At 68.2% G+C, this 20,937-nt stretch carries 19 protein-coding genes and 1 pseudogene; 8 read left to right on the forward strand and 12 right to left on the reverse strand.

What is annotated here, in order from left to right:
- The first annotated feature begins 290 nt into the window (after positions 1-290).
- On the forward strand, positions 291-464 hold the full coding sequence (locus FHR38_RS01490; protein ID WP_184532108.1) for a hypothetical protein: 174 nt from the start codon (positions 291-293) through the stop codon (positions 462-464).
- Between the two features lie 907 nt (positions 465-1,371).
- Here the strand turns inward: FHR38_RS01490 and FHR38_RS01495 are convergent.
- Both FHR38_RS01495 and FHR38_RS01500 read right to left on the reverse strand, forming a co-directional pair.
- Complete coding sequence (locus tag FHR38_RS01495; RefSeq protein WP_184532111.1) at positions 1,372-3,198, reverse strand: exonuclease domain-containing protein; 1,827 nt, start codon at positions 3,196-3,198, stop codon at positions 1,372-1,374.
- A gap of 156 nt (positions 3,199-3,354) precedes the next feature.
- On the reverse strand, positions 3,355-4,761 hold the full coding sequence (locus tag FHR38_RS01500; RefSeq protein WP_246446235.1) for an SNIPE associated domain-containing protein: 1,407 nt from the start codon (positions 4,759-4,761) through the stop codon (positions 3,355-3,357).
- Between the two features lie 287 nt (positions 4,762-5,048).
- Here FHR38_RS01500 and FHR38_RS01505 point away from each other — a divergent pair.
- Positions 5,049-5,174, forward strand: a pseudogene (locus tag FHR38_RS01505) (IS110 family transposase); the annotation flags it as partial.
- Between the two features lie 87 nt (positions 5,175-5,261).
- Here FHR38_RS01505 and FHR38_RS01510 read toward each other — a convergent pair.
- The 7 genes from FHR38_RS01510 to FHR38_RS01540 form a co-directional block, all read right to left on the reverse strand.
- Positions 5,262-6,410 (reverse strand): TIGR02679 domain-containing protein, encoded by a 1,149-nt coding sequence (locus FHR38_RS01510; RefSeq protein WP_184532113.1) that lies wholly within the window; start codon positions 6,408-6,410, stop codon positions 5,262-5,264.
- Complete coding sequence (locus FHR38_RS01515) at positions 6,407-10,726, reverse strand: TIGR02680 family protein (protein ID WP_184532115.1); 4,320 nt, start codon at positions 10,724-10,726, stop codon at positions 6,407-6,409. The genes FHR38_RS01510 and FHR38_RS01515 overlap by 4 nt, the downstream gene beginning before the upstream one ends.
- Positions 10,726-11,916 carry a TIGR02678 family protein gene (locus tag FHR38_RS01520; protein WP_184532117.1) on the reverse strand — a complete coding sequence of 397 codons (1,191 nt, stop codon included), beginning with the start codon at positions 11,914-11,916 and terminating at the stop codon, positions 10,726-10,728. Before FHR38_RS01520 ends, FHR38_RS01515 begins: the two co-directional genes overlap by 1 nt.
- Positions 11,913-13,469, reverse strand: a complete 1,557-nt coding sequence (locus FHR38_RS01525) for a DUF2397 domain-containing protein (protein ID WP_312881714.1) — start codon at positions 13,467-13,469, stop codon at positions 11,913-11,915. The genes FHR38_RS01520 and FHR38_RS01525 overlap by 4 nt, the downstream gene beginning before the upstream one ends.
- Positions 13,470-13,710: 241 nt before the next feature.
- Positions 13,711-14,124, reverse strand: a complete 414-nt coding sequence (locus tag FHR38_RS01530) for an Imm1 family immunity protein (RefSeq protein ID WP_184532119.1) — start codon at positions 14,122-14,124, stop codon at positions 13,711-13,713.
- A complete protein-coding gene (locus FHR38_RS32720) occupies positions 14,121-14,603 on the reverse strand; it encodes a DddA-like double-stranded DNA deaminase toxin (RefSeq protein WP_184532121.1) in 483 nt (160 codons plus the stop codon). Before FHR38_RS32720 ends, FHR38_RS01530 begins: the two co-directional genes overlap by 4 nt.
- The gene (locus tag FHR38_RS01540) at positions 14,501-15,127 is read right to left on the reverse strand and encodes a DUF6244 family protein (RefSeq protein WP_184532123.1); all 627 of its coding nucleotides are present in this window, start codon (positions 15,125-15,127) and stop codon (positions 14,501-14,503) included. The genes FHR38_RS32720 and FHR38_RS01540 overlap by 103 nt, the downstream gene beginning before the upstream one ends.
- 503 nt (positions 15,128-15,630) lie before the next feature.
- Here FHR38_RS01540 and FHR38_RS01545 point away from each other — a divergent pair.
- The 3 genes from FHR38_RS01545 to FHR38_RS01555 are packed head-to-tail and all read left to right on the forward strand — an operon-like array spanning position 15,631 to position 17,518.
- Complete coding sequence (locus tag FHR38_RS01545; RefSeq protein WP_184532125.1) at positions 15,631-15,861, forward strand: hypothetical protein; 231 nt, start codon at positions 15,631-15,633, stop codon at positions 15,859-15,861.
- Entirely contained in the window at positions 15,858-16,748 is an 891-nt protein-coding gene (locus FHR38_RS01550) for a hypothetical protein (protein ID WP_184532127.1), read from the forward strand. The genes FHR38_RS01545 and FHR38_RS01550 overlap by 4 nt, the downstream gene beginning before the upstream one ends.
- On the forward strand, positions 16,745-17,518 hold the full coding sequence (locus tag FHR38_RS01555) for a DUF6339 family protein (RefSeq protein ID WP_184532129.1): 774 nt from the start codon (positions 16,745-16,747) through the stop codon (positions 17,516-17,518). The genes FHR38_RS01550 and FHR38_RS01555 overlap by 4 nt, the downstream gene beginning before the upstream one ends.
- 349 nt (positions 17,519-17,867) lie before the next feature.
- Here the strand turns inward: FHR38_RS01555 and FHR38_RS01560 are convergent, their stop codons facing one another.
- The 3 genes from FHR38_RS01560 to FHR38_RS01570 all read right to left on the reverse strand — a co-directional run bounded on the left by FHR38_RS01560 (position 17,868) and on the right by FHR38_RS01570 (position 19,013).
- Positions 17,868-18,026 (reverse strand): hypothetical protein, encoded by a 159-nt coding sequence (locus FHR38_RS01560; RefSeq protein ID WP_184532131.1) that lies wholly within the window; start codon positions 18,024-18,026, stop codon positions 17,868-17,870.
- 36 nt (positions 18,027-18,062) lie between these two features.
- The gene (locus FHR38_RS01565; protein WP_184532133.1) at positions 18,063-18,596 is read right to left on the reverse strand and encodes a transposase; all 534 of its coding nucleotides are present in this window, start codon (positions 18,594-18,596) and stop codon (positions 18,063-18,065) included.
- Between the two features lie 276 nt (positions 18,597-18,872).
- Positions 18,873-19,013, reverse strand: coding sequence for a hypothetical protein (locus tag FHR38_RS01570; protein ID WP_184532135.1), 141 nt, complete (start codon positions 19,011-19,013; stop codon positions 18,873-18,875).
- A gap of 22 nt (positions 19,014-19,035) precedes the next feature.
- Here FHR38_RS01570 and FHR38_RS01575 point away from each other — a divergent pair, with 22 nt between their 5' ends.
- From FHR38_RS01575 to FHR38_RS01585, 3 genes are all read left to right on the forward strand, one after another.
- Positions 19,036-20,055 carry a methyltransferase domain-containing protein gene (locus tag FHR38_RS01575; protein WP_184532137.1) on the forward strand — a complete coding sequence of 340 codons (1,020 nt, stop codon included), beginning with the start codon at positions 19,036-19,038 and terminating at the stop codon, positions 20,053-20,055.
- Positions 20,056-20,296: 241 nt separating this feature from the next.
- Positions 20,297-20,560: a hypothetical protein gene (locus tag FHR38_RS01580; protein ID WP_184540503.1), complete on the forward strand. Its 264-nt coding sequence runs from the start codon at positions 20,297-20,299 to the stop codon at positions 20,558-20,560.
- A complete protein-coding gene (locus tag FHR38_RS01585; RefSeq protein WP_246448072.1) occupies positions 20,557-20,739 on the forward strand; it encodes a hypothetical protein in 183 nt (60 codons plus the stop codon). The genes FHR38_RS01580 and FHR38_RS01585 overlap by 4 nt, the downstream gene beginning before the upstream one ends.
- Positions 20,740-20,937: the final 198 nt, after the last annotated feature.

The following is a 20,937-nucleotide window of genomic DNA, read 5'->3' on the forward strand; positions in this document are numbered from 1 at the left end:
ATCGTCCAACCAGGTCGCGTGAGTCCATCTGTTCGCGGTCAGGCCTCCGCTTCAGCGGGATGGCGTCCCGCTGAGTCCATGAAGCGCCGGCCCTGTCCATCACGCCGGAGCACCCCCAGAGCACCCGCGAAACGCCCTACAGGTGATGACCCATAAGGCATCGAGTCCATAACCTGACCGCCGGATCTCGGCGACCCCGTACATCAACTCGACCACGTCTTCGCCCGGCAATCGACGCTCCTTCGGTTTTTGCTGCCGATGCTCGGCCGGCGAGGCGAACACCGCTGCAAGTGGGTGACGCCGGCAGACAGGGCGTCTGGCGCACCATCGGGACCAGCACCCTCGAACTGCTGCTCAACACGCTCGTGGACCGGCCGGAGCAGCTTTACGACTTGGCCTGGTCGGACAGCGAGGCCCGCATCAAGGGCATCGACCAGGGTGCTGCGCTTGGAAATGTTGGTTGACCAGCCGGCGAGCCGGCTGGCGATATCGGTGATGGTGGCCAGATGCAGCCATCCGTACTCAACCGCCGGCCATGAGGCGACGGAACAATCGCCGAAGGAGGGAGTCTGGCCGCGACAACATCGCGATGAACGCCACCGGGGAAGTCACCACCTCGAACCGAGCCAGATCAAACCAGGAGATCCAGCCGCCTGTCAGGAAGACGAGATCACCCGGGTTGAGCATAACCGCATACGGCGTCTGCCAAGCCGACATAAGGTCTCTGCGGTGCAAGGGGTGCATATGAATTAAGATTCGGCCGTCAAGCACTAGTCGGCTGACAATTGTCCACGGCCCGTCCAAAAGCGGCGGGTTGGATATGCTGTCAGATAAACTGGTTGCCTGAGCTGGACTCATCCATCTGCGGCTAGCCGGGTACCCGGTCGCGTTTGGTGCAGATGCGGCTCGGGACGGTGGAGATGAGGACACAGCGGCGGGATGCGGGGGGCGGCTTGGGACGACACCCGATGTCGTGATGCACGGATGCTTGGGCCAAGGCGGCCCCAACTCATCGAAGTAAACCTTGCTTCCCCGCTCATTAGCATAGAAGTAGGTAGCCGCCCCACATATGGGGCATCGAGCATTGGGGATGACACGCCCCTGGGAGTAACGCGGAGGGTTGACTTGCGGGGACAGCCTTGATTGGCGGGGAGAAGCAGAAATCCAACTCGTACGCTTCCCTGCGGAGTAACCGACACTGCGGTTGACGTAATGCGTCGAAACCCAGTGGCGCCGCCCGTCACGTCCGCGACGCCAATGGCCCCGACGTCTATACCTAGCCACCGATCATCTTCCCAAACCCGCCTTTAGGACAAGACGAAGATTACCCAATTCACTATGACACAAGTTCGCCCACTCGCGATGGCATCGTCACGGCGCAGTGGTTTGGCGTAGTTTGCGGAGGCGGTTGAGGAGCCCAGAAGGCGCGGCCCCGGGAGCATGTCGCTGCCGGGCGAATCGTTCAAGCACGGCGACTTCGGCGGCGGGGTCACGCAGTCGGGCGAAGATGATGGCAGCCCTCTCATAGAACCAAGGAGCCACCCCACATCCACTGGTTCGTGAGTCGTTCTCCACCGCGTCGATGCATCGGACGGTCAGGAGCAGCGCCGCGTGGACATCGGTCTTCTGCATCGTCGTGATCTGGTCCACGAGAGTGTGCGGTTGATGGCCGTCGACCAGTCCATCTGTCGTGGGCGCACACCACAGCGATAGGCCGGTGCTGTCTGACCACGTCCGGCCGTCTCCGCCGCTGACCTTCTCGGTCCAGCTCTGGCCATCCCAGAAGCGGTAGGTCCACCGCCCTGACGGGTCCAGGTACCAGCCAGCGATGACCTGCGGTACGCGTTGAGTGGGACCGGGCACCGTAGCGGCCGATGTCGGCTCGGTACGGGAGCAGGTCGGTTCGACGCCCACGGCGGCTGTGCTGTCGGGCTGCTGGGATGCCGAGGAAGACGCGGCGGTGGTACCCAGCATGTCGTCGAGGGCCATATCGGAGCGGATCGGTATGGCGAGTTCGCGTGCTCGCGCGACCTTCGTGTTGTCTCGGTCGGCGGCGGCGACAATGGCGGTGACGACGTTGCGGGTCAGGTTCAGCGCCAGGACGAAGCCAGCCTGGGTAAGGCGGCCACGGACGTCGGCGGCCACGGACGGGCTGCACCAGACGCGCTGTCCCTTCTGCTTGGCGGCCTGGGTGCGGTCCGTGCTCTCTTCCTTCGGCGCGGTGAGGTCCGCGAAGTAGTCCGGTTCGCCGAGAAGTCGTGCGGCTGTGACGAGCTGTTGGTACTCGGTGCCGGTCAGGATGTCGTCGGCGAGTGCGACGTCCCGCAGCCCGTCGAGGTAGCGGTGGTGCAGGTCCCGCACCTGCTGGGTGCCCATGCCGGACTGTCCCGCCAGCCGTGCCAGTACCTTGGCTTCGGCGCCAGTCAGTCGACCGTCGCTGAGTGCGCTCCCTACGGCGGCGAGGTACGCCTCGGCGGACGCCGGGTCGGCGTCACTGGTGGAGTAGGGCAGTTTCCCCAGCAGCGACTGGATCCAACCATCCGTGCCCTTGCGCAGGCCGGTGACCCTGGTACGGGGCTGGGCGAGGCGGGGGTACCGCGGCAGCGGGACAGGGGCGGAGGGGGAGGGAAACCGCAAGGTGGGCGCGTTGGCCAGGAGTCTGTTGAGGAGCTGGGCGGTTGCCCGGGTGTCACCGAGAGCGGTATGGGCGTCGTGCAGCTCGATACCGCACACAGTGCAGCAGGACACGAGCTGGAAGTTCGGCGCGGCCAGCACCTGTCGGGCCAGCCGCTGGGTGCACACCGCTGGCAGGGGCGCGGTGCTGATGCCGACCCGGGCGAACTCCTGCGCGATGAATCCCTCCTCGAAGCGGGCGTTGTGCGCTACCGCCACGGCCCCGTCGAGTCTCGACAGGATCTCGCCCGCCGCGTCGGCGAACGTGGGCGCTCCGGACAGCATGTCGGCAGTGATGTGATGGATGAAGGTTGGACCGGGGTCGCGTCCAGGGTCGACGAGGGTTGCCCACTCGTCGACCACCCGGCCTCCTTCGACGCGAACCAGGGCGATTTCCACGATCCGATCGGACTTCGGCGACAGCCCGGTCGTCTCCACGTCCACTACCACGAACGGCACCTCACCCAGGTCGACACCTGCGCTGCCGCCCGTTGACCCGTAGGCGAACAGTCCGACCGACGACATACGTATCTCTCCAACTCAGCTATCCCACTTGATCATGGCCAAAGCGGCTGGCCCGCTGGCGACCGTTGCTGATGACAGTCGTCAGAACGGCTGCGGGCGCGACTGATCCGTTGGACCCACGGGCTCAGTGGGCACCGGCCGTCCAACCTCTGCATGTCATGTGGTCGTGACCGGTTGCTCCTGGGCCTGAGTGAGGCTCTGCCGGTACTCGAGGGCTTCCGGGACCTCCTCGTACTGCAGCAGGCTGCCAGTCAACGCCAGCAGGTGTTCCTTGGCCTCCTCCGGCGTGGCGTAGAAGAACTCGCGACGGCGGTTGACCAGGTTGACCCGACGGTCAGCCAGCCGTGCGTGCATCTGCGCCTCGATGCCGACAGCGTCGTCAGAGAAGAACAGGGCGTGGACGTCGAAGTTGAATGGCACCGAGGCGTCACTGAGTTCGCGTACCCGGTCCAGCGGGTCCAGGCGACGGGTCATGCCGACCTTGACCATCTTCTCGCCGAACGCGCCGAGGTTGGAGATCACGTACACGTAGCCGGCTCGGACGTTGGCGGCCCGCCGGTCAACGTCCTCAATCGCGGTGTCGATCTGGGTCAACCGGTCCTGCATCTGGGCGGCACCGTCAGCATCGCCCTTGGCCTGCAAAGCGGCCAGGGCATTGGCGTAGTGCTGGCGTTCCTTGTCGAGGCGGGCACGTTCGCGTTCGATTTCCTGCTGGGCGCGTCGCTCTTCGCGCAGCCGGGCCTTCTCTTCCCGTTCCCGTTCCTTCTCCTCGGCCAGCTTCTCCTGGTAGTCAGCGGTGAGTTCCAACTCTTTGATCCGCAGCCGGTGGTAATCCTCGGCGATCCGGATCTGCATCGTCTTGCCGAGCTTGGCGATGGCGGCCGCCACCTTCCCCAGCCGGTCGACGGCCGACTCGAGCTTGTACGGCTTCAACCCACGTACCAGGTTGTCCGCCTCGGCGTTGTAGGCACGGAGCATCAGCTTGGAGAAATCCCGGACCATCACCCGGCCCTCGGCGAGCGAGCCATTGACCGTCCACCCGGTGGCAGCCTTGACCGCTCCCCCGTCCTTCCTGGTCATAGCCTTGATCTGGTCCTGAAGCCGGCTGAGCTGGCTCTGGTAGGCAACCGCGTCCGACAGGGGATGCCGGTACCGATAGACACCAGCTTCCTGTAACAGTGCGGTTTCCTCGGTGACCACGATCTGCTGCCGAAGCCCACGCAGTTGCCGGTCGAGCTCGGCCTTCTGGGCTTCGCCCTTAGCGGTCAGGTCGGCGACCTCACGACTGAGCCGGTCCCGGTGCTGCTCCAACTCCATCGCGGACAGCACACCGAGCCGTGACATCTCTGCCCGCAAGCCCGTCAGCTCGACGCGTACCTGGTCCAACTCGGCGCGGAGCTGCGCACTCTCTACGGCCAGTTCACGCGCCTTGCCTCGGGCACCGAACAGCGGAATGTCCGGACTTCCGTTGCGCTGCTGTGGGACGACGGCAGCACCAGCAGCCTGCGCGACGGCCGTGACGGGTGCCGCCGGGGCCGGAGCCGCCGAGTCCGGAACCCACAACTGCCATCCAGGCGGAGGAGGACCCCAGGCGGGATCCGGTGTCCAACCCGAAGGCGGCACCCATCCAGCAGGCGGTGCCGGCCAGTTAGGTGGTGCGTTGAAGCGGTATCCCATTGTTCTCCCCAGCATCATCCCTGCTCGACGAAAGTAGCGCCGTAGCCGTCGACCGGATATCGACGACTCAGATCAGCAGGGCAGCCGTCCAGACGGCCACGGATGGCCAAGCGGGGACTTCAGTCTGGTTGCCGACAGAAATCGGCGTCGCACTACCGGCCGTGCCCGGGAGAGCCGAAGGTAAACGCCACAACGCCGCCCTCATCTACCTCGCCCGAGAACGCTGCGACGTCCTGTTCGCCATGCTCCGCGACAAGATCCCCTACCAACCCCGCCCGACCACGCCGATCGCTACTTGAAAAACCCATAGAGATACCCCCTCAAGCCGTACCCCGACAGCAGCCGCAACAGCAGCCTGACCCCCCTGCCCTGGACTGGGTACCGAATCAAGTACCTGCCAGCGGTGCAGGGGTGAGGTCGGCCAGCAGGTCCGGTAGCCTCGATTCCTCGTAGACGCCGTCAGCTGCGGCCAGCCATTCGACCGCGCCGGGCAGGCGCAGGAGTTCCGTGAGGAACTGCTGCCCGGCCGTGTCGCGGTCACAGGTCATCAGCAGACGGACCCCGGCGGCAGCCAGACCCTCCAGTAGCAGCCATGCCGCGATCGACGGGCGCCCGTACACGCAGATCAGCGGCAGAGCGTGGGGGCCTAGCCGTGCCGCCGCGGTTTCGACCACGACCGGGTTCTCGCACACCCGGACAGTGTGAAGGCCGGGTCCGGGTTCCCACGCGCGGCGCAGCGACCGGGCGGTCAGCCAGACTGGCTCACCGGTCTCGGCGGCTGCGGCAGCGATTGCCGCTGGAGCGCCAGATCCGGCCAGAGGCAGGTTGAGGACGAGGACGGTCGCCGAGACTTCGTCGCAGCTGACGCCGACGCTCGCCCACAACTGCCGCCACGCGTCGGCGCTCAACGCGGTGCCCGCCGCAGCCGCCGCAGCGCCGGGGTCCGTGGCGTGTGCGGCGGCGAGCAGGCGGGCGGCGAGCCGGCCGAGGTCGGCATCCCGGTCGAGATGGTGCGGGTTGCCGAACAGCGAGTTCGCGAGCTCTGGCAGCGGGCGGTCGGCGGCGGGCAGGTGCTGCCATAGCAGGGCTAGAGCCTGGGCGCGGCTTTCGGCCAGATCGGGGTTGGTGTACTCGAGCCAGCGCCGGGTGCGCGCGAGCGCGACCGCATGCTCAGGGATGCCCACACTGGTCAAGACGGCGTAGGCGTTGTTGAGATGGTCCTGGGCGGCTTTCCGGTCCAATTCACGCTTGGCGACCCGGTCGTCGAGTGGACCGCCGAGCCGGACGAGGAGGTCTTCCAGGGTGTCGTCCAGGCCGTGCAGGGCTTTGCGTAACCGGCCGAGGGTGACCGGAACAGTGGAGGCTTCCCAGGCCATACCGAGGATCCGTCCGACCTGGTCGCGTTCAGCCGCGTCGAGGGTGACCCGGACGGTGACGCCAGGTCCGGTCTTGCCGTTCTCTAGCAGTTCTCGGGCGGCCGCGAGGACTTTCGTCGGGCCGGGGAAAGCGGCCCAGCGGTCCGCGGCCGTGCTCACCGCATCTCCTGGCTGCCGGGGGCCGCAGCATCGGCGGTGAGCGTGGATAGTAGGTCCGGGCCGTCCTGTTCGGCTGGTCGCGGGGTGGCCAGCAGCGGCGCGGCAGTGTCGGCGACCGGCACGATCTGCAGTGTGTTCCCGGCCCACAGCATCAGGGATAGGTCGACGCCGGGCAGCGGCGCCGGCGCCCGGGTGATGGTCCAGATCGCGGCGGCGGGGACCTGGGCCGCGGCGACGAGGGCACCGGGGCCGGCGAGCAGGAAGTCGAGGTCGAAGTCGCACAGCATCCGCAGCATGATCGCCCGGTTGTTGGGATCGACGCCTTCGAACGCTTCGTCGAGCCACAGCGGGCGGGGCCCGGCCGGGTTGTCGGAGTACAGGGCGACGAGGGTAGCCAGCAACGGCTGCATCAGGGTGACAACTTTGCCGCCGCCGGAGTCAACCGCGTGGACCTGTTTCGTCAGCGGTTTCCATTTCGGGTCGGGGGCGGTCCCGACCCGGAATTCGCACACGACGTCGAACCAATCACGGTAGTCGAGCAGGGTGGCGAGCCGGTCGGTCCAGTCGTCGACGCCAGGCAGGCCGGCTTCCTGAACCTGCTGGAGCCGTTCGATGAGGAAGGCCTGTAGTTGCTCCTGCGCAGCGTCGGATTCGAAGCTGCCGGACTCCAGAGCGCGCAAGATCTTGTAGCCGGCCTGTTGTTCGTTGCGTGGGTGCCGGCGCAGCCGCAGCGTGGTTCGGTTCGCTCCGGTCGGGTGCCGTTCGAGGACGTCGTTGACGGTGCTCAGCAGGCTCAGGACACGCTTGAGACGGTCGCGCAGGTGGTTGATGAATGTCGATGACAGAATCTGCGCGTACATCTGGTGCAGCTTCTCGTCATGGGTGGCAGACAGCTTCGCGATCTGGTCGTCGAGGTGCGCGATCGCCGCGGCCGGGGTGAGTTGCTTACCGGAGGCTTCCACCACCATGGTGATCTCCGGCAGCGGCCGGGCGTCGTCGGCTTCGGCGGCGTGCACGGCGCGGCCGCCTTTGGCTTCGAGGCTGGTCTGCAGCTCGGTGTAGGGGCCGGCGAACAGCCGGGCGGTCACCTGCCGGACTCGGTCCTCGCGTCCGGTGCGCGTCGCCGGCCAGCTCGCTGGCCGCAGGTTGGCGATTGCGGTGCGGGCCTGCTGTAAAGCGTCGTCGACGGTGCGCCCGCTCGGCTCGGGTAGGTTGCGGGCCGCAGCGAGCCCCGCGTCGACTGGAATCCACCAGCTGACGACGGCGACGCCGCGATCCTGTTCGGCGGTGGCCTGCTCCCGGCGGCGTTGTTCCCAGTCACTCTGCGCGGTGGCGGCGGCCCCGGCTAGGGCGAGACCGTCACGGTGGGAGGCGGCGATCGCCGATTTGAGCGCGTCGGCCTCACGATCGAGTTCGGTGGCCCGGTCGAACAACTCTTGGTCGCCACGCCCGACAGCCTTCTCCGCCTCGGTGGCCCGCTCGTCGAGCAGTGCCGCCTCGGCCGCTGCGGTCCGTTCTGCCTCGACGCCGGCGTCAAGTTGGGCTTCGGATTCGATGGTCTTCGATTCTGCTGCGGCGCTGGTCTGCTCGGCGGTGTCGCGGCCCTGGACGGCGAGTCGGAGCCGGCCGGTCGCGGCTGCGGCATCGTCGAGCGCTTCGGTGACGTTGTCGAGGTGCTCGTCGGAGTTCGGCAGCCGGTGTTCGAGCGCGTGAGCGGTTGCGTCCGCGGTCGCGGTCTCCCACACCTGGCGGGCGGCGTCGGCTTTGCCGGCCAAGGCCATGTGCTTGCGCTGGGCGGTGTCACGTTCGCGGTTGGCGGCCGTCAACGCCAATGCGGCGGCGACCGTGTCGCCGTCAGACGGTGCCTGCTCCGCCGCGGTCCGCAGCGCGGCGATCTCATCGATCACGGTGTCCGCGGCCTGGTTTGCGTCATCGGCCTGGGCGCGGTGCTGCTCGGCCAGCTCGTGCAACTCTGTGATCCGGCGTTGCCGGGCGGCAGCGCGGGCGGCAGCGCCGATCAGCTCGGCGCCGTGTTCGGTCGGACCTGCTTGTCCGGCGGCGGTCGGGGTCTGCCAGCGGCCGTCGACGGCGACCGCGACAGCGCTGGCGTGCGGCTGTCCGGCCGGGGTGAACCCGATTCCGTCGAGGATTGTCGTGATCGTCGCGGTCAGCGGGCCGCTGTCGCCGGCTGGGACGAGCACCCTCGACAGCGCCGGACCAGTCGCTGTGGGCAGGCTCGTGGCGACCATGTCCGTGCCGTCGCGGCCGGCGGTGTACACCCCGTCGACGGTGACCCATGCGTCGAGCAGGCCTGCGGCGGTCAAGGCGGCCTCAACCTGGTCCAGCACGTCCCGCTCGACCCCGTCGGCCGGGTCGACCAGCCGCCACAGTGGCGCCCCGTCTGCGGACGGGAACGGTGGCCGCGGGCGGCGGGTCCAGCCGGCCGGAGCCGGCGGGACCGGGTCACCGTGCATCGCTAGCTCGTCGGCTTCCCGGTCAGCGGCCGTCGCCGCGGACTGCTGCTGTTCGGCTTCGGTACGTAGCTGCGCGACTCGGGTGGTGCGCGGGTCGACGGCTGGGGTGAGCCAGTCCCGTATGAGCATCTGCTGCAGCACCTGACGCGGGCTGGCGGCGATCGACTCCGTCGTGACCTGCTCGAGCCAGCGCTGCTGAAGGGCCGACTCCGGTGCGGGTCCGGTCAGTGAGGCGGCCCACCGTTCCATGTCGTCGGACAGCTGCTGTATCGCGTCGCTGAGCCTGCCGGCGGCGGCCTCCGCATCGGCGTTACGGGTGTTGAGGTCTGCTTTTGCGGCGCTCGCCAGGTCGTCGGCTGTGCGGTACTTGGCAGCCAGCTTGGTCGTCTCCCGCAGCAGGTTTCGCAGGGTGGCTACCGCGGTCCTGCGAGCGGCAACGGCCGCGTCCAGCCGGGCAGTATCCGCGTCGGCGGCCCACTGGGCCGCCAGGTCTCCGAGCATCGCCGTGCCGGCGGCGGTGACGGTGGCGGTCACCGCCGCCTGGTAGCCGGTGCGGGCGGTCTCCAGGTCCGCTTGCGCCTTGGTCTGCTTGGCCAGCGCCTGCTCGTACAGGCTGCCCAGCGTGACCAGCGCCGCCTTGGCCTCATTGGCGCGGGTGGCGGCTTGGTTGGCGGCGCGGCGGGCGAACGTCGCGGCTTCGGCCCGGCTGGTCGCGCTCTTGTACGCCGCGGACTCCAGCAGCTGCTGATGCGCTCCGCGGTTACGCTCGGCGGCGTTAGTGAGCTGCTGGGTCTTGGTCGATTCGGCGTTGAGAGCCTGCCGGGCCTGATCCAGCGTCGCGGCGGCGGCGTCCACGGCCGCCGACGCCGCGCTGAGCGCGGCGTCGGCTTCGGCGAGGGTGTCGGCGTGCTGGCGCAGAACGGCGTCCGCCCACGGCCGCCACGCCTTGGTGACGTAGTCCACGATCGCGGACCGGGCCTCCTCGGCGTCGGTGCGGTCGGCGCCGACCTGCTCGACCTGCTGCCAGCCAGAGGCGAGTCCTTCGATCTCGTCGCGGGCCAGCGGTGGCAATGCCGAGCGGATCTGGTTGGTGAACCAGTCCGGATTCAGTTTCTGCCCTAGATGCGGGGTCCGCAGGGTCTTGAGCAGCTCGAGCACGGTCGCGTACCGGTCTTCATCGGTGAACCCGAACAGTGTGGTGGTCAGCTTGCGCCGGTAGTGCGTGCCGGTGGGAAAGACCTGGACTCCGTCAATGCCGTCGAGGTGTTTCGGTTCGGTGACCGCCTGCCCGCTCACCAGGTCGAGGCCGGCGCGGACCCGGGCGGTGCCGTGGCAGATCATCCAGGTGCGGGTCAGCTGCGACACGCCCCGTTTGGCTTGCGCGTACAGCAGCGTGGTGAAGAACTCCGAGGTGCCTTCGTCACGGATCCGGCCGTACTCGACCCACGCCCAGCCGCGATGCGCGGTCGCGGAGTCGTCGCGGCGGTCCTGGTCGTTGCCGGACGGCTCGACGTAGTACCGGAAGTCTTTGCCGGAGTCACCGAAGGTGTCGATGTTCTGCCGTTCGAGGTTGCCTGCGAGCATGATCAGCGTCGTCAACGTCATCAGCGTCGACTTGCCGGACTGGTTCGCGCCGACGAACTGGGCGCGGCCGTCAGCGAACACGTACTCGGCGACGTCGAACTCCCACAAACCGATGACCCCGGCCCGCAGGATCTGCCACCGGCTGCGGACCGGATCCGGCAGCCGGCCGTGCGCGACGGCGTCGCGCCATCCGGCGAGCTGGGCGTCGGACAGGTGCGGGCCCGGTGACGGTACGGTCGGGCCGGCGAGGGCGCTCATCAGGCAAACTCCACAATGGTCATCTCAGCGGCGGACGAGGTGCGGCTGGTGGTTTCGGGATAGAGCACGTCCGGGTCGCGGTAGCGGGCGACGGGCGGCAGTAGCACCCAGCCGCCGTCACCGGTGACTCGCAGCAGGCCGAGCTCGGTCAGGACCCGCTGCGCGTCGTCGAGGACGACCTGTGGGTCGGCTTTCTGCCGGTCGTTCATGTACGCACCCCGTGAGCGGATCAGGTCGTCGATCAGCTCGTCGACCAGGACCCGGGTCAGGTGGACCGTGCCGTCGTCGTGGCGGACGCCGTCGCGGCCGGCCTGGTCGGCGGCGAGCAGCGCGACCCAGTCCGCGGCTTTCGCCCGCGGCCAATCGGCGACCGTCGGTGGACGGCCGTCGCCGTCGTGGAGGACCAGCAGGATCCCTTCCTGTCGGGCCTCGATCGCACCGCCGGTCATCTGCGCCAGATAGCTGGCGTATCGGGACCGGTGTCGGCGCAGCGTGTCCGCGTCGGGGGGATCGAGGTCGGCGTAGAGCACTGCCGGGGTTTCGACCAGGGCCCGCAGTAGCCGGATCGTGCGGGTTGCGTCCGCGTTCGCCGGCTCCGGCTGCAACGCGGCGGCGAGCACGTCCGGGCTGGTCATCAGTAGGAGCGCGTCCCGGTCGACTTCGTAGCCGGCGCCGGGGCCGGACCCGTCCTCAGTCCATTCCTCCAGCATCTTCTCGTCGCTGGTCCGCCGGTTCAGCACACCCCAGCGGGCCAGCAGCGCCGCCGCGTCCCGCAGTTGCCGGCGCTCGGACTTGATGTCTGGGTCGTAGTGCGACACCTGCACGCCGGGGGCGGCACACACGTCACGGACCATGTCGGACAACCGTTGCAGGGTGACCGTCCCGGACACCTCCTCGCAGCACGCCGCGATCAGGCACATCAGCGCCAGCAGCCGCCGAGACGGGGCGTCCGACGGCCGGGGCGGAACGGTCGCCGTTCCGCCGACCGGTACCCGGATCAGTCGGGCCGCCTGACCGACCCGCTGGATCCGATACCCGAGCCGGCGCGCTGCCTCCGACAGCGGCTGCTGATGGCGAACCACCAGCCGGAGCAACTCCCGGTTCGTGGCAGGGGTGATCATCGGCTGGGCGAGCAGGCCGACGAACGCGTGCTGCGCCGCGACCTGCTGCGCCGACGTTCTGGCGCTCATCCGATGCTCCCGGTCGTGGTGGCGGAGATGTGCAAGATCAGATCCGGGTGCACGAGCCGGCCCGCCGGTGTGTGGATCACCGCGTCCACGCCGCCGGGAACCGGTTCGGCCCGCAACGACCAGCGGCCGTCCCCGGTGGTCGCGGTCCGCGTCCCGGCCGCCGCTGATCTGCCCCGCAGCATCGCGGTCAGGAACTGCAGCAGCAGCGTGGTCTCCGCCTCCGAGATCGGCGGCCAGTCCGACAACCGCATCCCCGAGCGGGCCATGACCGCCGCCTCGGTCTGTGCCGCCAAGGACTGCTGCGCCACCGCGTTCGCCCGCGCGATCTTCCGGTTGCCGGTGTTGTCGGCCAGCCGCGCCGGTGCCCCGGTCGTGCCGCGCGGGCCCTGCTTACGCAGCCGGGCTTCGACCGGCACCGTGTCGGATTCCCACCATGACGACGCGGACGGGTTACCGGCCGGTGCCGGCGCCACCCCTGGCAGGTGCCGGGCCGCGTACAGGCCGGTCGCGTTGCACCACACCTGCCAGCCCGCCTCGTCATCGCCAGCGGCCTCAATCCGGGCCGCCAAAGCGAGCAGCTCGGCGCGCCGCGACATGTGCCCACCGATTGCGGCTAGAGTCCGCTGCCCACGCAACAGCGGACCGATCGTGTCGCGCATCTGCCGCCGCAGCCGCCGGGCCTGACAGTCCGGGCCATCGAACCAGGAGCGCAGCGTCTCCAAGGTTTGCCGGTACGTCCCGACCAGGTCCACGATCGCCGGGTCGTCGACGTTCGGCCCGAGCATGCGGGCCGCGACCGCCCGCCACACCCCGTCCGAGACCGCACTCAGTTCGTTCACCCGGCGGGTGATCGTCTCCGAATGCACGTCAACGCCGGCACCCCACATGTCGACGTACCGGCGCAGGGTCTCCTGCACCACCGTAATCTTGTCAACGGTCGGTGTGCCGGCCAACGCGGACGCCAGCCGAGCCTGCCACCCGGCTGCAGCCCGCGCCATCGACTGGTGGGTATTCAAGATGATCGACCAGGCGTTCGCCGCCTCGCCCGGATCTGGTTCGGCGAGATCACGCAGCTGCGTCAGGTTCGCGGTCAACACGCCAGGTGCCAGCGTGGCCGCAGCCGCCGTCGCGGCGTCCTGCCCGAGAGTCGTAACCGCCTGATGCAGCTGCGCGGCGATTTCGGTCAGCTGGTACCGGTCCAAGTTCCGGATGAAGTCCGCGTCCCGCAGCGCTCGGTCCTGGAACCGGTCGACGACACCCCACCGCTCCAGGCTTGTCATCCGAGCCGGCAGGTCGAACCCGACCTCCTCGACCAGGGCGGGGTCCGCATCCGAGGCGGCCAGATGCGCCCGGATGAGGTCGGGAAGATCCGCAGCGGCGACACCGGTCAGAGTGTGCTGTTGCTGCGCGAGCAACACGTCGACTATCGCCCGGTACTGGGCGGCGTACCTGCCCGGCGTCAGATAGCTGGCCTGCAGTAGGCCGCCGGGCATCCCGCCCAGCTGCCAGGCATCCGCGCCAGCGACGTCCTCCTCCGGACCCGTTCGCCGCACCCGCGAACTCCTCTCAGCGCCGGACCATTCCCCGTCTGCCCAAGCGCTTCACACGACAGCGCCGTCCCGGCCGGGGCCCGCAGCATATGCGAACCGTCCGACACCTTGACCAGGCGGCATCCCTTCGAGTAACCGGTTCGTCACCATCCCAAAGTTGACATCGCGGGAACAACTCCCGGTTCCAGGGCATCTCCGCGAGCGAGCTGGCCAGTCAACTCGTCATGGTCGGCATGGCCAGCGGTCAGGTGGTTTCGGGGAAGTGAGGCTGTTTGCCGCCATTCTTAAGGAAGGTGGCTGCTATCTGTATGGCCGTTGCGGGCCGGAGCCGTAGGTTCTCGGCGCCGCATTCGGTGGGTATCCCGCCGAGGTCGAAGCTGATGTCCTCGTCGGGTGTCTGGACTGTCGGGTCGTTGAGGTAGCCGCCGTCATCGGCGATGTGTACCGCAAAGGCGTGGGTGGGGTGGCCGAGCCCGATCTGCAGGCCGGGTGGCAGTTCATCGGGATCGTCGGTGGTGTCGCTGAAGATGGTGACCGCGACGGGCTCACCGGCCTGATGGATCTCGTGGAGAAGTGCCTCCAGGACAGCGGGGTCGGTCACGTCGGTCTCGTGGTTGTCGCGGTGGTCGCCTCGGTCGTATGCCCACGTGGCCTTCATGCGATCGCCTTTCCGTTGCCTAGGTAGGTGCGCCAGAGACATACCTGATCGTCATCATCGCGTACGTACACGCTCAGCTGTGCGCTGGCGGGCAAAAGCCGGGAGAGGATCTTCTCGCATCCGTAGGGCTCGTAGTCGCACGGCGGGTTGTTCGTCAACACCTCGGCATGCATGACCTGGTCGCGGCGCATCCGGGCGGCGAGTTTGGCCTCCAAGTGGTCGGTCGTGGTGGCGATGAGTTTGTAGGCCGGCTTGAGATCGGCAGCGGCGGCGGGGTCCCGGCCGGATCTCATGGGTATCCGCTCACCGTTGATCAGCGCCACACCGGATGTGGGGTCCTTCGCCTGTCGTCGAGGCAGATCGCGGGCGGCCTCTGTCAGCCAGCCAGGGAGCCACTCCGGCGGATTCGGTGCGCGCGTGAGGTTCGCGGCGCCGTCGCGCGTAGCGGGCGGCCGGCTCGCGCCGCCGCCCGCAGCCATTTTCCCACGTCACCGACTTGCCGGGCCTGCGCAAGTGCCGCTTCGACACGGTGCCGCGCCTGGTTTCCTCGGGCGCTGACGGCCGAGAGCCCTTGGCTGAGCTGATGCAGGCGCGCCAGTGTCGGGCCGGGTTGGCCTCCCCGCAGCGCCACTGTGACGAGCCGCTGAGCCTCCTCGATCCCGCCTGCCGCCGCCGCGACTTCGGCATTGACCCGGGAGAGGACGGTCAGCAGCGGCGCGAGGGCGCTGATCGTCTCCTGAGGTGACGGTTGTTGCGCAACGCTGGCGACCGGGCGCGTTGCCTCCCCCAGGATTGCGCCGATCGCTGTCAGCCGTGCGCGGGCTCGCCCGACCACCTCGCCCACCTGCGCCAGCCCCGCCGCGATACCCGCGAAGCCGACCGCGACGGCCCGAGCGGCGATTTGCGCGATGACCTGCTCGGCCGCAGCAGCCTGCCGCTGCGCCGCGCCGACAACTGCGGTCATCGCGCGCAGGTCGTCACTGATGCTGTCGGTCAGCGACACCGGCTCCTACCTCATCCTGACGCTGCTGTTGAACGGTGACAGTCTAAAGCGAGCACTACGCCCGTAATCCTGTCAGCCAGGCACTCCAACGAATCGACCGCATCTTCAAGGACCGCCGGACCATCGACTCGTCGACCCCCATCTCCGGAACCACCGCAGGGATCTCGCGACTGGCAAACGCGCTCGGCTCGTTGCTCGATACCCAGGCCGGGGGCACCGACTCCCGCATCCCGGCTCCGGGGAACACTGCAACACCACGCCCACCGGCTCCGGCGGGAGCGGGGACACCTGGAACAGCGCACGCCGGTACGCCCGCACCCTGCGGCATCAACACGAACGGCTGGGGGAACCGGCAGGGGTCTCCTGGTCGCGCTCCGGGCTCCGCACGAGGCTTGAGCTTCAGGTTCCATCCGCGGCCACGGCCAACGGTGCTACCCGACGGCAGACGCGCCGTCGAGTTCGACATCGACCTCGCGAAGCGCCCCGACAACGGCGAAGGCCTCATGCTCATCGCTCAGCCGCTGGTCGCGGTGGTGGACGGGGCACCGGAAGCGGCCGACGAGACCACACCGGTCGAGGTGCTGCACTGGCGGAACCGGGACACCCGCGCCCTGACACCCGGCCCGTGCCTGACGCTCGCCGCCGATCCGCCGGAACACTGGACCGTCACCCTGACACAACCCATCGACGCTGCCGTTACTCTACGCATTCGACAGGAGGCGACGCAGGGGTGACCGCGCCCATCAGCACCGGCTACCTGACCCCGTTCGAGGAGCGGATCCGGTCCGTGGCCGTTACCCTCACCGGCCTGCACGGCCTGCCCGTCTCAGAAGGCGAATCGGTTCCCGACTGGGACTACTTCACCGACCTCAATACGACCTGGACAGCCCACGTCGACCTCCCCGGTGTGCTACAGGACTGCGGTCTGTCTGCCGCCACCGCCTTGAGTTGTGTTCTCACCTGGTACAGCAGTAGCACCAACCGTCGTGGCAACTCACCACCAGTCATACTCGTCGACGGTGAGAACCTGATGACCGCGATGGTCCCGGGTACCGAGGTCGGTGGGACTCTCACCATCACCGCACGCATCGTCCTGGCCGTACCGGATTCCGCACCGCTCTCTCCGCTGGCACCCAACCTGCCCAGCGCCATCCTGTGGCAGGACCGACGACGCTTCAGGCTGGAAGGCGGCGGCAGCCGGTTCCCTGTCGTGGGTACCAGCTTCGCCGAGAGCGGACTGGCCGAAGGCCGCCGCTCCCTGTGGTACCTCTCCTGCACCCCGGATCTGGACGCATCCGACACCGGAAGCATCCGGCTGTACCTCAACACCGACCATCCCGCGATCATCAGCATGCTGCAGCATCCGGAGGCGAAGGACTCGATGACCCTCTCCGAGATGCTCCGACACGACGTCCTCCGTCAGCTCATCCATACAGCGCTACGTTGCGAGGATCTCCAGGACAGCCACGACTACGGCGAAGGGACCCTCGGAGAACTGTTCGTCAACCTCATCCGCCGGTACTTCCCCGACCGGTCCCTGTCTGACCTGCGCAGCCAACACGACAACGACCCAGGTGAGCTCGAGGCCGTCCTCCAAGGCCTCGACGAGGTCCTCGTATGAGCCCTCTCCAGGTCTACCCGCGCCTACCTGCACATGTCGCCGAGCAGCGGTTGGCTGCCCACACCGGCCAGGCCGTCGAGGATCTGCGTCGGCTGTCCGCCACCACCGACCTGCGCGCCAGCTGGTACCCGACCGCGCCGTACCGGGTGGCGGAGAACGACCTCCGAACTCTGCAGGAGACCGTCCGCGCTATCTCTGCAGAGGCAGGCTGGCCGGCGCCTCCGACGAAGACGAAGGGCACCGCCTTCGACCGGAAGCTGGCACCGGCCCTGTACCGCCAGATGGCCATCGTGCCTGCCGACGCGGCCAGCGAGGACGTATGGTCATTCCTCAGTCTGGTCCTACTGCCGGACATCGCATTCTGGCGGTGGCCCAACGAGCAACGCCGCCCAGGATACGAACGCATCATCGGACGCCCCCGCAACGTTTTCCGACGTCTGTGGACCCGGATCCACAGCCTGGGAGAGGACCTGGGCGCCCAGCTCTACGAAGACGAGGCCGTCGCCATCCTCGAACGTCCCACACTGGGCGCGCATCCACGTGTCGCCCGCGCTATAGCCCAGGGCCATCTGGGCATGGCCGGCGAATCCGGCACCGCACGGACCGAGATTCTACGGATCACCGCACGCAGACTCCGACGGCTGGCCGTCGTGGTCAGCCTCGAAACGCTCGATGATGCCCAACTCGCGGATCTCGTAGAGAGATACACGAAGGAAGCCATCGACCAGTCGCGGTCCCCAACCGACCAGGTCCTGTCTCGCGGATCATGAGTGTCGTTCGTCGGGGCTGGTATGGCGCGAGGAATCGGCACTAGCGAATCCCAGTACCCGGTGGGATGCTCTGGTAAAACCAGCGAGCCGAGCCGCGAGTACTTCAGTCCATCTTCGGCTCCGGATCGACCGCCGGCAGCCGGACGGCAGGCACTCGCTACCGCGGGCTGGGCACGGAGCACTCCGGCAGCCCTCGACTCCGAGCAGACGTCCGCCGACGGTTAGGGTGAGCTCGGGACTGATGTTCTCCAAGCTACCGGGTGGCCTCAGAGCGATCGGGACAAGGACGCGGAAAGCCTTCCATCCCGGCCAGGTCAACGAGGGTGACAGGATTGTGGAACCTCGCAGGCTAGGACAGGCGCGGCCGGCCACGGATCTGCCGGCGCAGGACGGCTACCTCATGCCGCAGCGCGAGGACCTCGGCCATCAGCGCTTTGTCACTGCGGATCAGCAATCCCAGTCCGGTGAACAGGCGATCACCCCCCAGATACAGCAGCCGTACGACCATGCCGACGATGGTCAGCCCGATTGAAGAAACGCCAGTTCACAGTCTGTGCGATAGGTTTTGGCGCGCTACAGCGGTTGCGGCGATGGCCTCCAGCGCCGCGCGTAGTGTCTCACCGACCAGTTCGAGGCGTTCCAGGCTGCGGACCGCGCCAAGCACATGGGTCGAGTCGGTACGTGCTCGTCCGCCCGGCGTGAGCAGCTCCGCTGTCTTGAGTCGGTCGAGCACCGAATCGGACAGTAGCGCCTCGGTGCAGCCGGATTCGACCAGACGGCCCCGAAACTCCGACAGCACCGAAGAGTCGAATCCCTGATCGGTCAGTTCCAGTCCCAGCAGGTACTTCCAGTCAGTCCGACCGCGAACCGCATCGGCGGCCTGCGCATCGGTCAGCCCTTCGACGAACTGCAGGACACTGACGATCGCCAGCATTCCCGGCGATTCGGCCGGCCGGCCACGCCCGGAGAACAGGCCGGCGAACGCCTCGTCGGTAAACAGCGGACCGAGCACGTCGCGCACCCGCATGCAGAACGTCGCGTTCGGAAACGCCGCCCACGCCACCCGCGCGGTCTCCACAGGTATCCCACGATCCGCACGCGGCCGCAACGACATCTCCACCACTCCAGACCATCGAACCCTGCCGTCTGTCGACAACAGCGTCCGAACCCAGAGCCGACCAGCCCGGCAGCGACACGCGACGAATTCGCCAGCAGAGTCCGAGCAGGCCGCTCAGCAGCGGTGCGTCCTGGAAGAACAGGTAGCCCAAGCCCGTACGACGGCTCCTAACCACCATCGCGGACCGACACTCCGAAGTCCCGGCTATCAGCCAGCGAGAACCCGGTTCGCGCAGGGTTACGCCGCCTCGGACGGTTCGGGCAGGGGGGCGAGCTTGATCGTCGCCTCGGCCGCGGCCTCGATCAACTCCGCCAGAACCGGGGTACAGGTGCCGGCGGTCATCTTGTAGGAGAAGCCGCCGAGGGCCGTCCCGGCCACCGCTCCTCAGGGAAGGAGTCCCATGACCGCCGCTGATTCGCTGCTCGGTAGCGTTCCTGAGCGTTACTACGTCCACAACGAGGACCGCGGGGAGACCCTGCACCGCTCTGCGGCCGAGGCCATCCACCGCGACGTAGTCGCCCTTGACGTACGCGAAGGCGACCACGTGCTGGAAATCGGCACCGGCACGGGATACTCCGGGGCGCTGCTCGCCACCCGAGCCGGCGCGTCCGGTCGCGTGACCAGCGTCGACATCAGCGACCATCTTGTCGGATGGGCGAGTCGGCTGCACTACCAACGCGGTGTCACCACCATCACCTGCCACGTCGCCGACGGCGTGATCGGCTACCCGCCGAACGCCCCTTACCAGCGAATCGCGGCCTGGTGCGCGCCGCCAAGGCTGCCCCGGGCGTGGACGGATCAACTCACCCCGGACGGACGGATCGTCGCCTGCCTGCCCATCGCCGCACAGCCGTCCACCACCCTGACCGCCAGACAGCCGCACGTCGAGACGGTCACCTTCGGTGGCTACGCCCAGAGCACCACCATCGCCGTGGATGACGCCTTGACCATCCCCGGCCGATGGGTGGACCACCACATCGACCGCCCTCATCCGGCATGGATATCCATCGGCTGGCGCGACCACGACGATCCGCAACGCACCGGTGCCCGTACAGCCCTCAACCTGCTGCTCAACCCCGGCCACACCGAGACCTACCACCGCGCGCCCCTGGACTGGCTGTCATGGACGGCCTACTCCGTTATCGTCGGCGGGCCACAACGCAGCATCGCCGCCCTGGGCACCGGCAGGCGCGGCATCGGACACACCACCGCAACTTCCGCCGCCGTAATCCTGACCGACGGCACCATCCTCGCCGACAGTGTCGGCTCCGCGTCCCTGCCCGCGTTACGGACCTGGTTGCAACGATGGGAACATGCGGGACGGCCCGACGCCACCCGCTTCGGAACAAGGCTCGTGCCCAACGGCGAAAAGGGCCTGCCGGGCTGGGACCTACAGGTCTTGTGCCCCAGGGGCGCATGACGCCCGCTCATGGGGCACCTCCGCCTGCTCGTACTCGCGCCGTCACACTGCACCAGCCTTCGACCAGGAACGCAGACGCACTGGCAGAACCGCCCGCGTCCTATGGCGGGGCCAAGCGATGAGCGCGAGAGATAGAAGAGCCGCACTTCGTTCGCAAGGGGCGGATGCTCTACACCCGCGACGTTGGCCAGTGCCTAAGAACGAGGGCACCAGACCATGGTCGACGCGGGGCGGCTCGGGCGTGACCAGCCACCCAGCCGCTGGCCGGGAGGCGATGATCCGCCACCCGGCCGCCCACAGGCTGGCCCTGCTCTCCGGCGAGGACGTGACGATCCGGCTCGATGATCCACCGAGTCCCGTGCCGCAGCCGTTCGCCGCGCTGCTGCTCGAGCTGCGCGCGAACCGGGACAACCTCACCGTGGCGGCGAGCGCATCCTGCCGGTGGCTGTTCCCAGGACGAGGCCCTGGCAGCCGGTCGGATACGAGGCGCTGCGGCGGTGGGTGACCGGCGTCGGCCTCCACGTCGGCCACGCCCGGGTCACGGCCTTGCGCCAGTTGGTGCTCGACGTGCCGGCACCGGTCGTGGCAACCGCGCTCGGCTTCGCCCACTTCACCACCCACCGCCACGTCACCGCCGCCGGTGGAGTCTGGAACCGCTACGCCGCGCCTGGCAACACATCGTGACGACTAAAGAGGCAGCGGCCCGGCCACGCGCGGCGCTGGTGCCGCGTCAGGCAAGGTTTGCCCCGTTCCTGTCAGACTGCTGCGGTGATCGTCAGACTTGCCGGAGACGATAACTGAGGGTAGTTGCCTTGGCGCACAAGCCGCCGCGCGATCGCGGCATGACCGTGCGCTCCGTTGTGCTCTGCTCGGCCGATGGGC

It is taken from the genome of Micromonospora polyrhachis (assembly GCF_014203835.1).
Taxonomy (GTDB): domain Bacteria; phylum Actinomycetota; class Actinomycetes; order Mycobacteriales; family Micromonosporaceae; genus Micromonospora_H; species Micromonospora_H polyrhachis.

Excerpts from the sequence above, each read along its gene's own strand:
- FHR38_RS01495 (WP_184532111.1), bottom strand. The coding sequence starts at position 3,198 with ATGTCGTCGGTCGGACTGTTCGCCTACGGGTCAACGGGCGGCAGCGCA.
- FHR38_RS01515 (WP_184532115.1), bottom strand. The coding sequence starts at position 10,726 with ATGAGCGCCCTCGCCGGCCCGACCGTACCGTCACCGGGCCCGCACCTG.
- FHR38_RS01520 (WP_184532117.1), bottom strand. The coding sequence starts at position 11,916 with ATGAGCGCCAGAACGTCGGCGCAGCAGGTCGCGGCGCAGCACGCGTTC.
- FHR38_RS01530 (WP_184532119.1), bottom strand. The coding sequence starts at position 14,124 with ATGAAGGCCACGTGGGCATACGACCGAGGCGACCACCGCGACAACCAC.
- FHR38_RS32720 (WP_184532121.1), bottom strand. The coding sequence starts at position 14,603 with ATGGCTGCGGGCGGCGGCGCGAGCCGGCCGCCCGCTACGCGCGACGGC.
- FHR38_RS01545 (WP_184532125.1), top strand. The coding sequence starts at position 15,631 with ATGCTCATCGCTCAGCCGCTGGTCGCGGTGGTGGACGGGGCACCGGAA.
- FHR38_RS01555 (WP_184532129.1), top strand. The coding sequence starts at position 16,745 with ATGAGCCCTCTCCAGGTCTACCCGCGCCTACCTGCACATGTCGCCGAG.
- FHR38_RS01560 (WP_184532131.1), bottom strand. The coding sequence starts at position 18,026 with ATGGTCGTACGGCTGCTGTATCTGGGGGGTGATCGCCTGTTCACCGGA.
- FHR38_RS01575 (WP_184532137.1), top strand. The coding sequence starts at position 19,036 with ATGACCGCCGCTGATTCGCTGCTCGGTAGCGTTCCTGAGCGTTACTAC.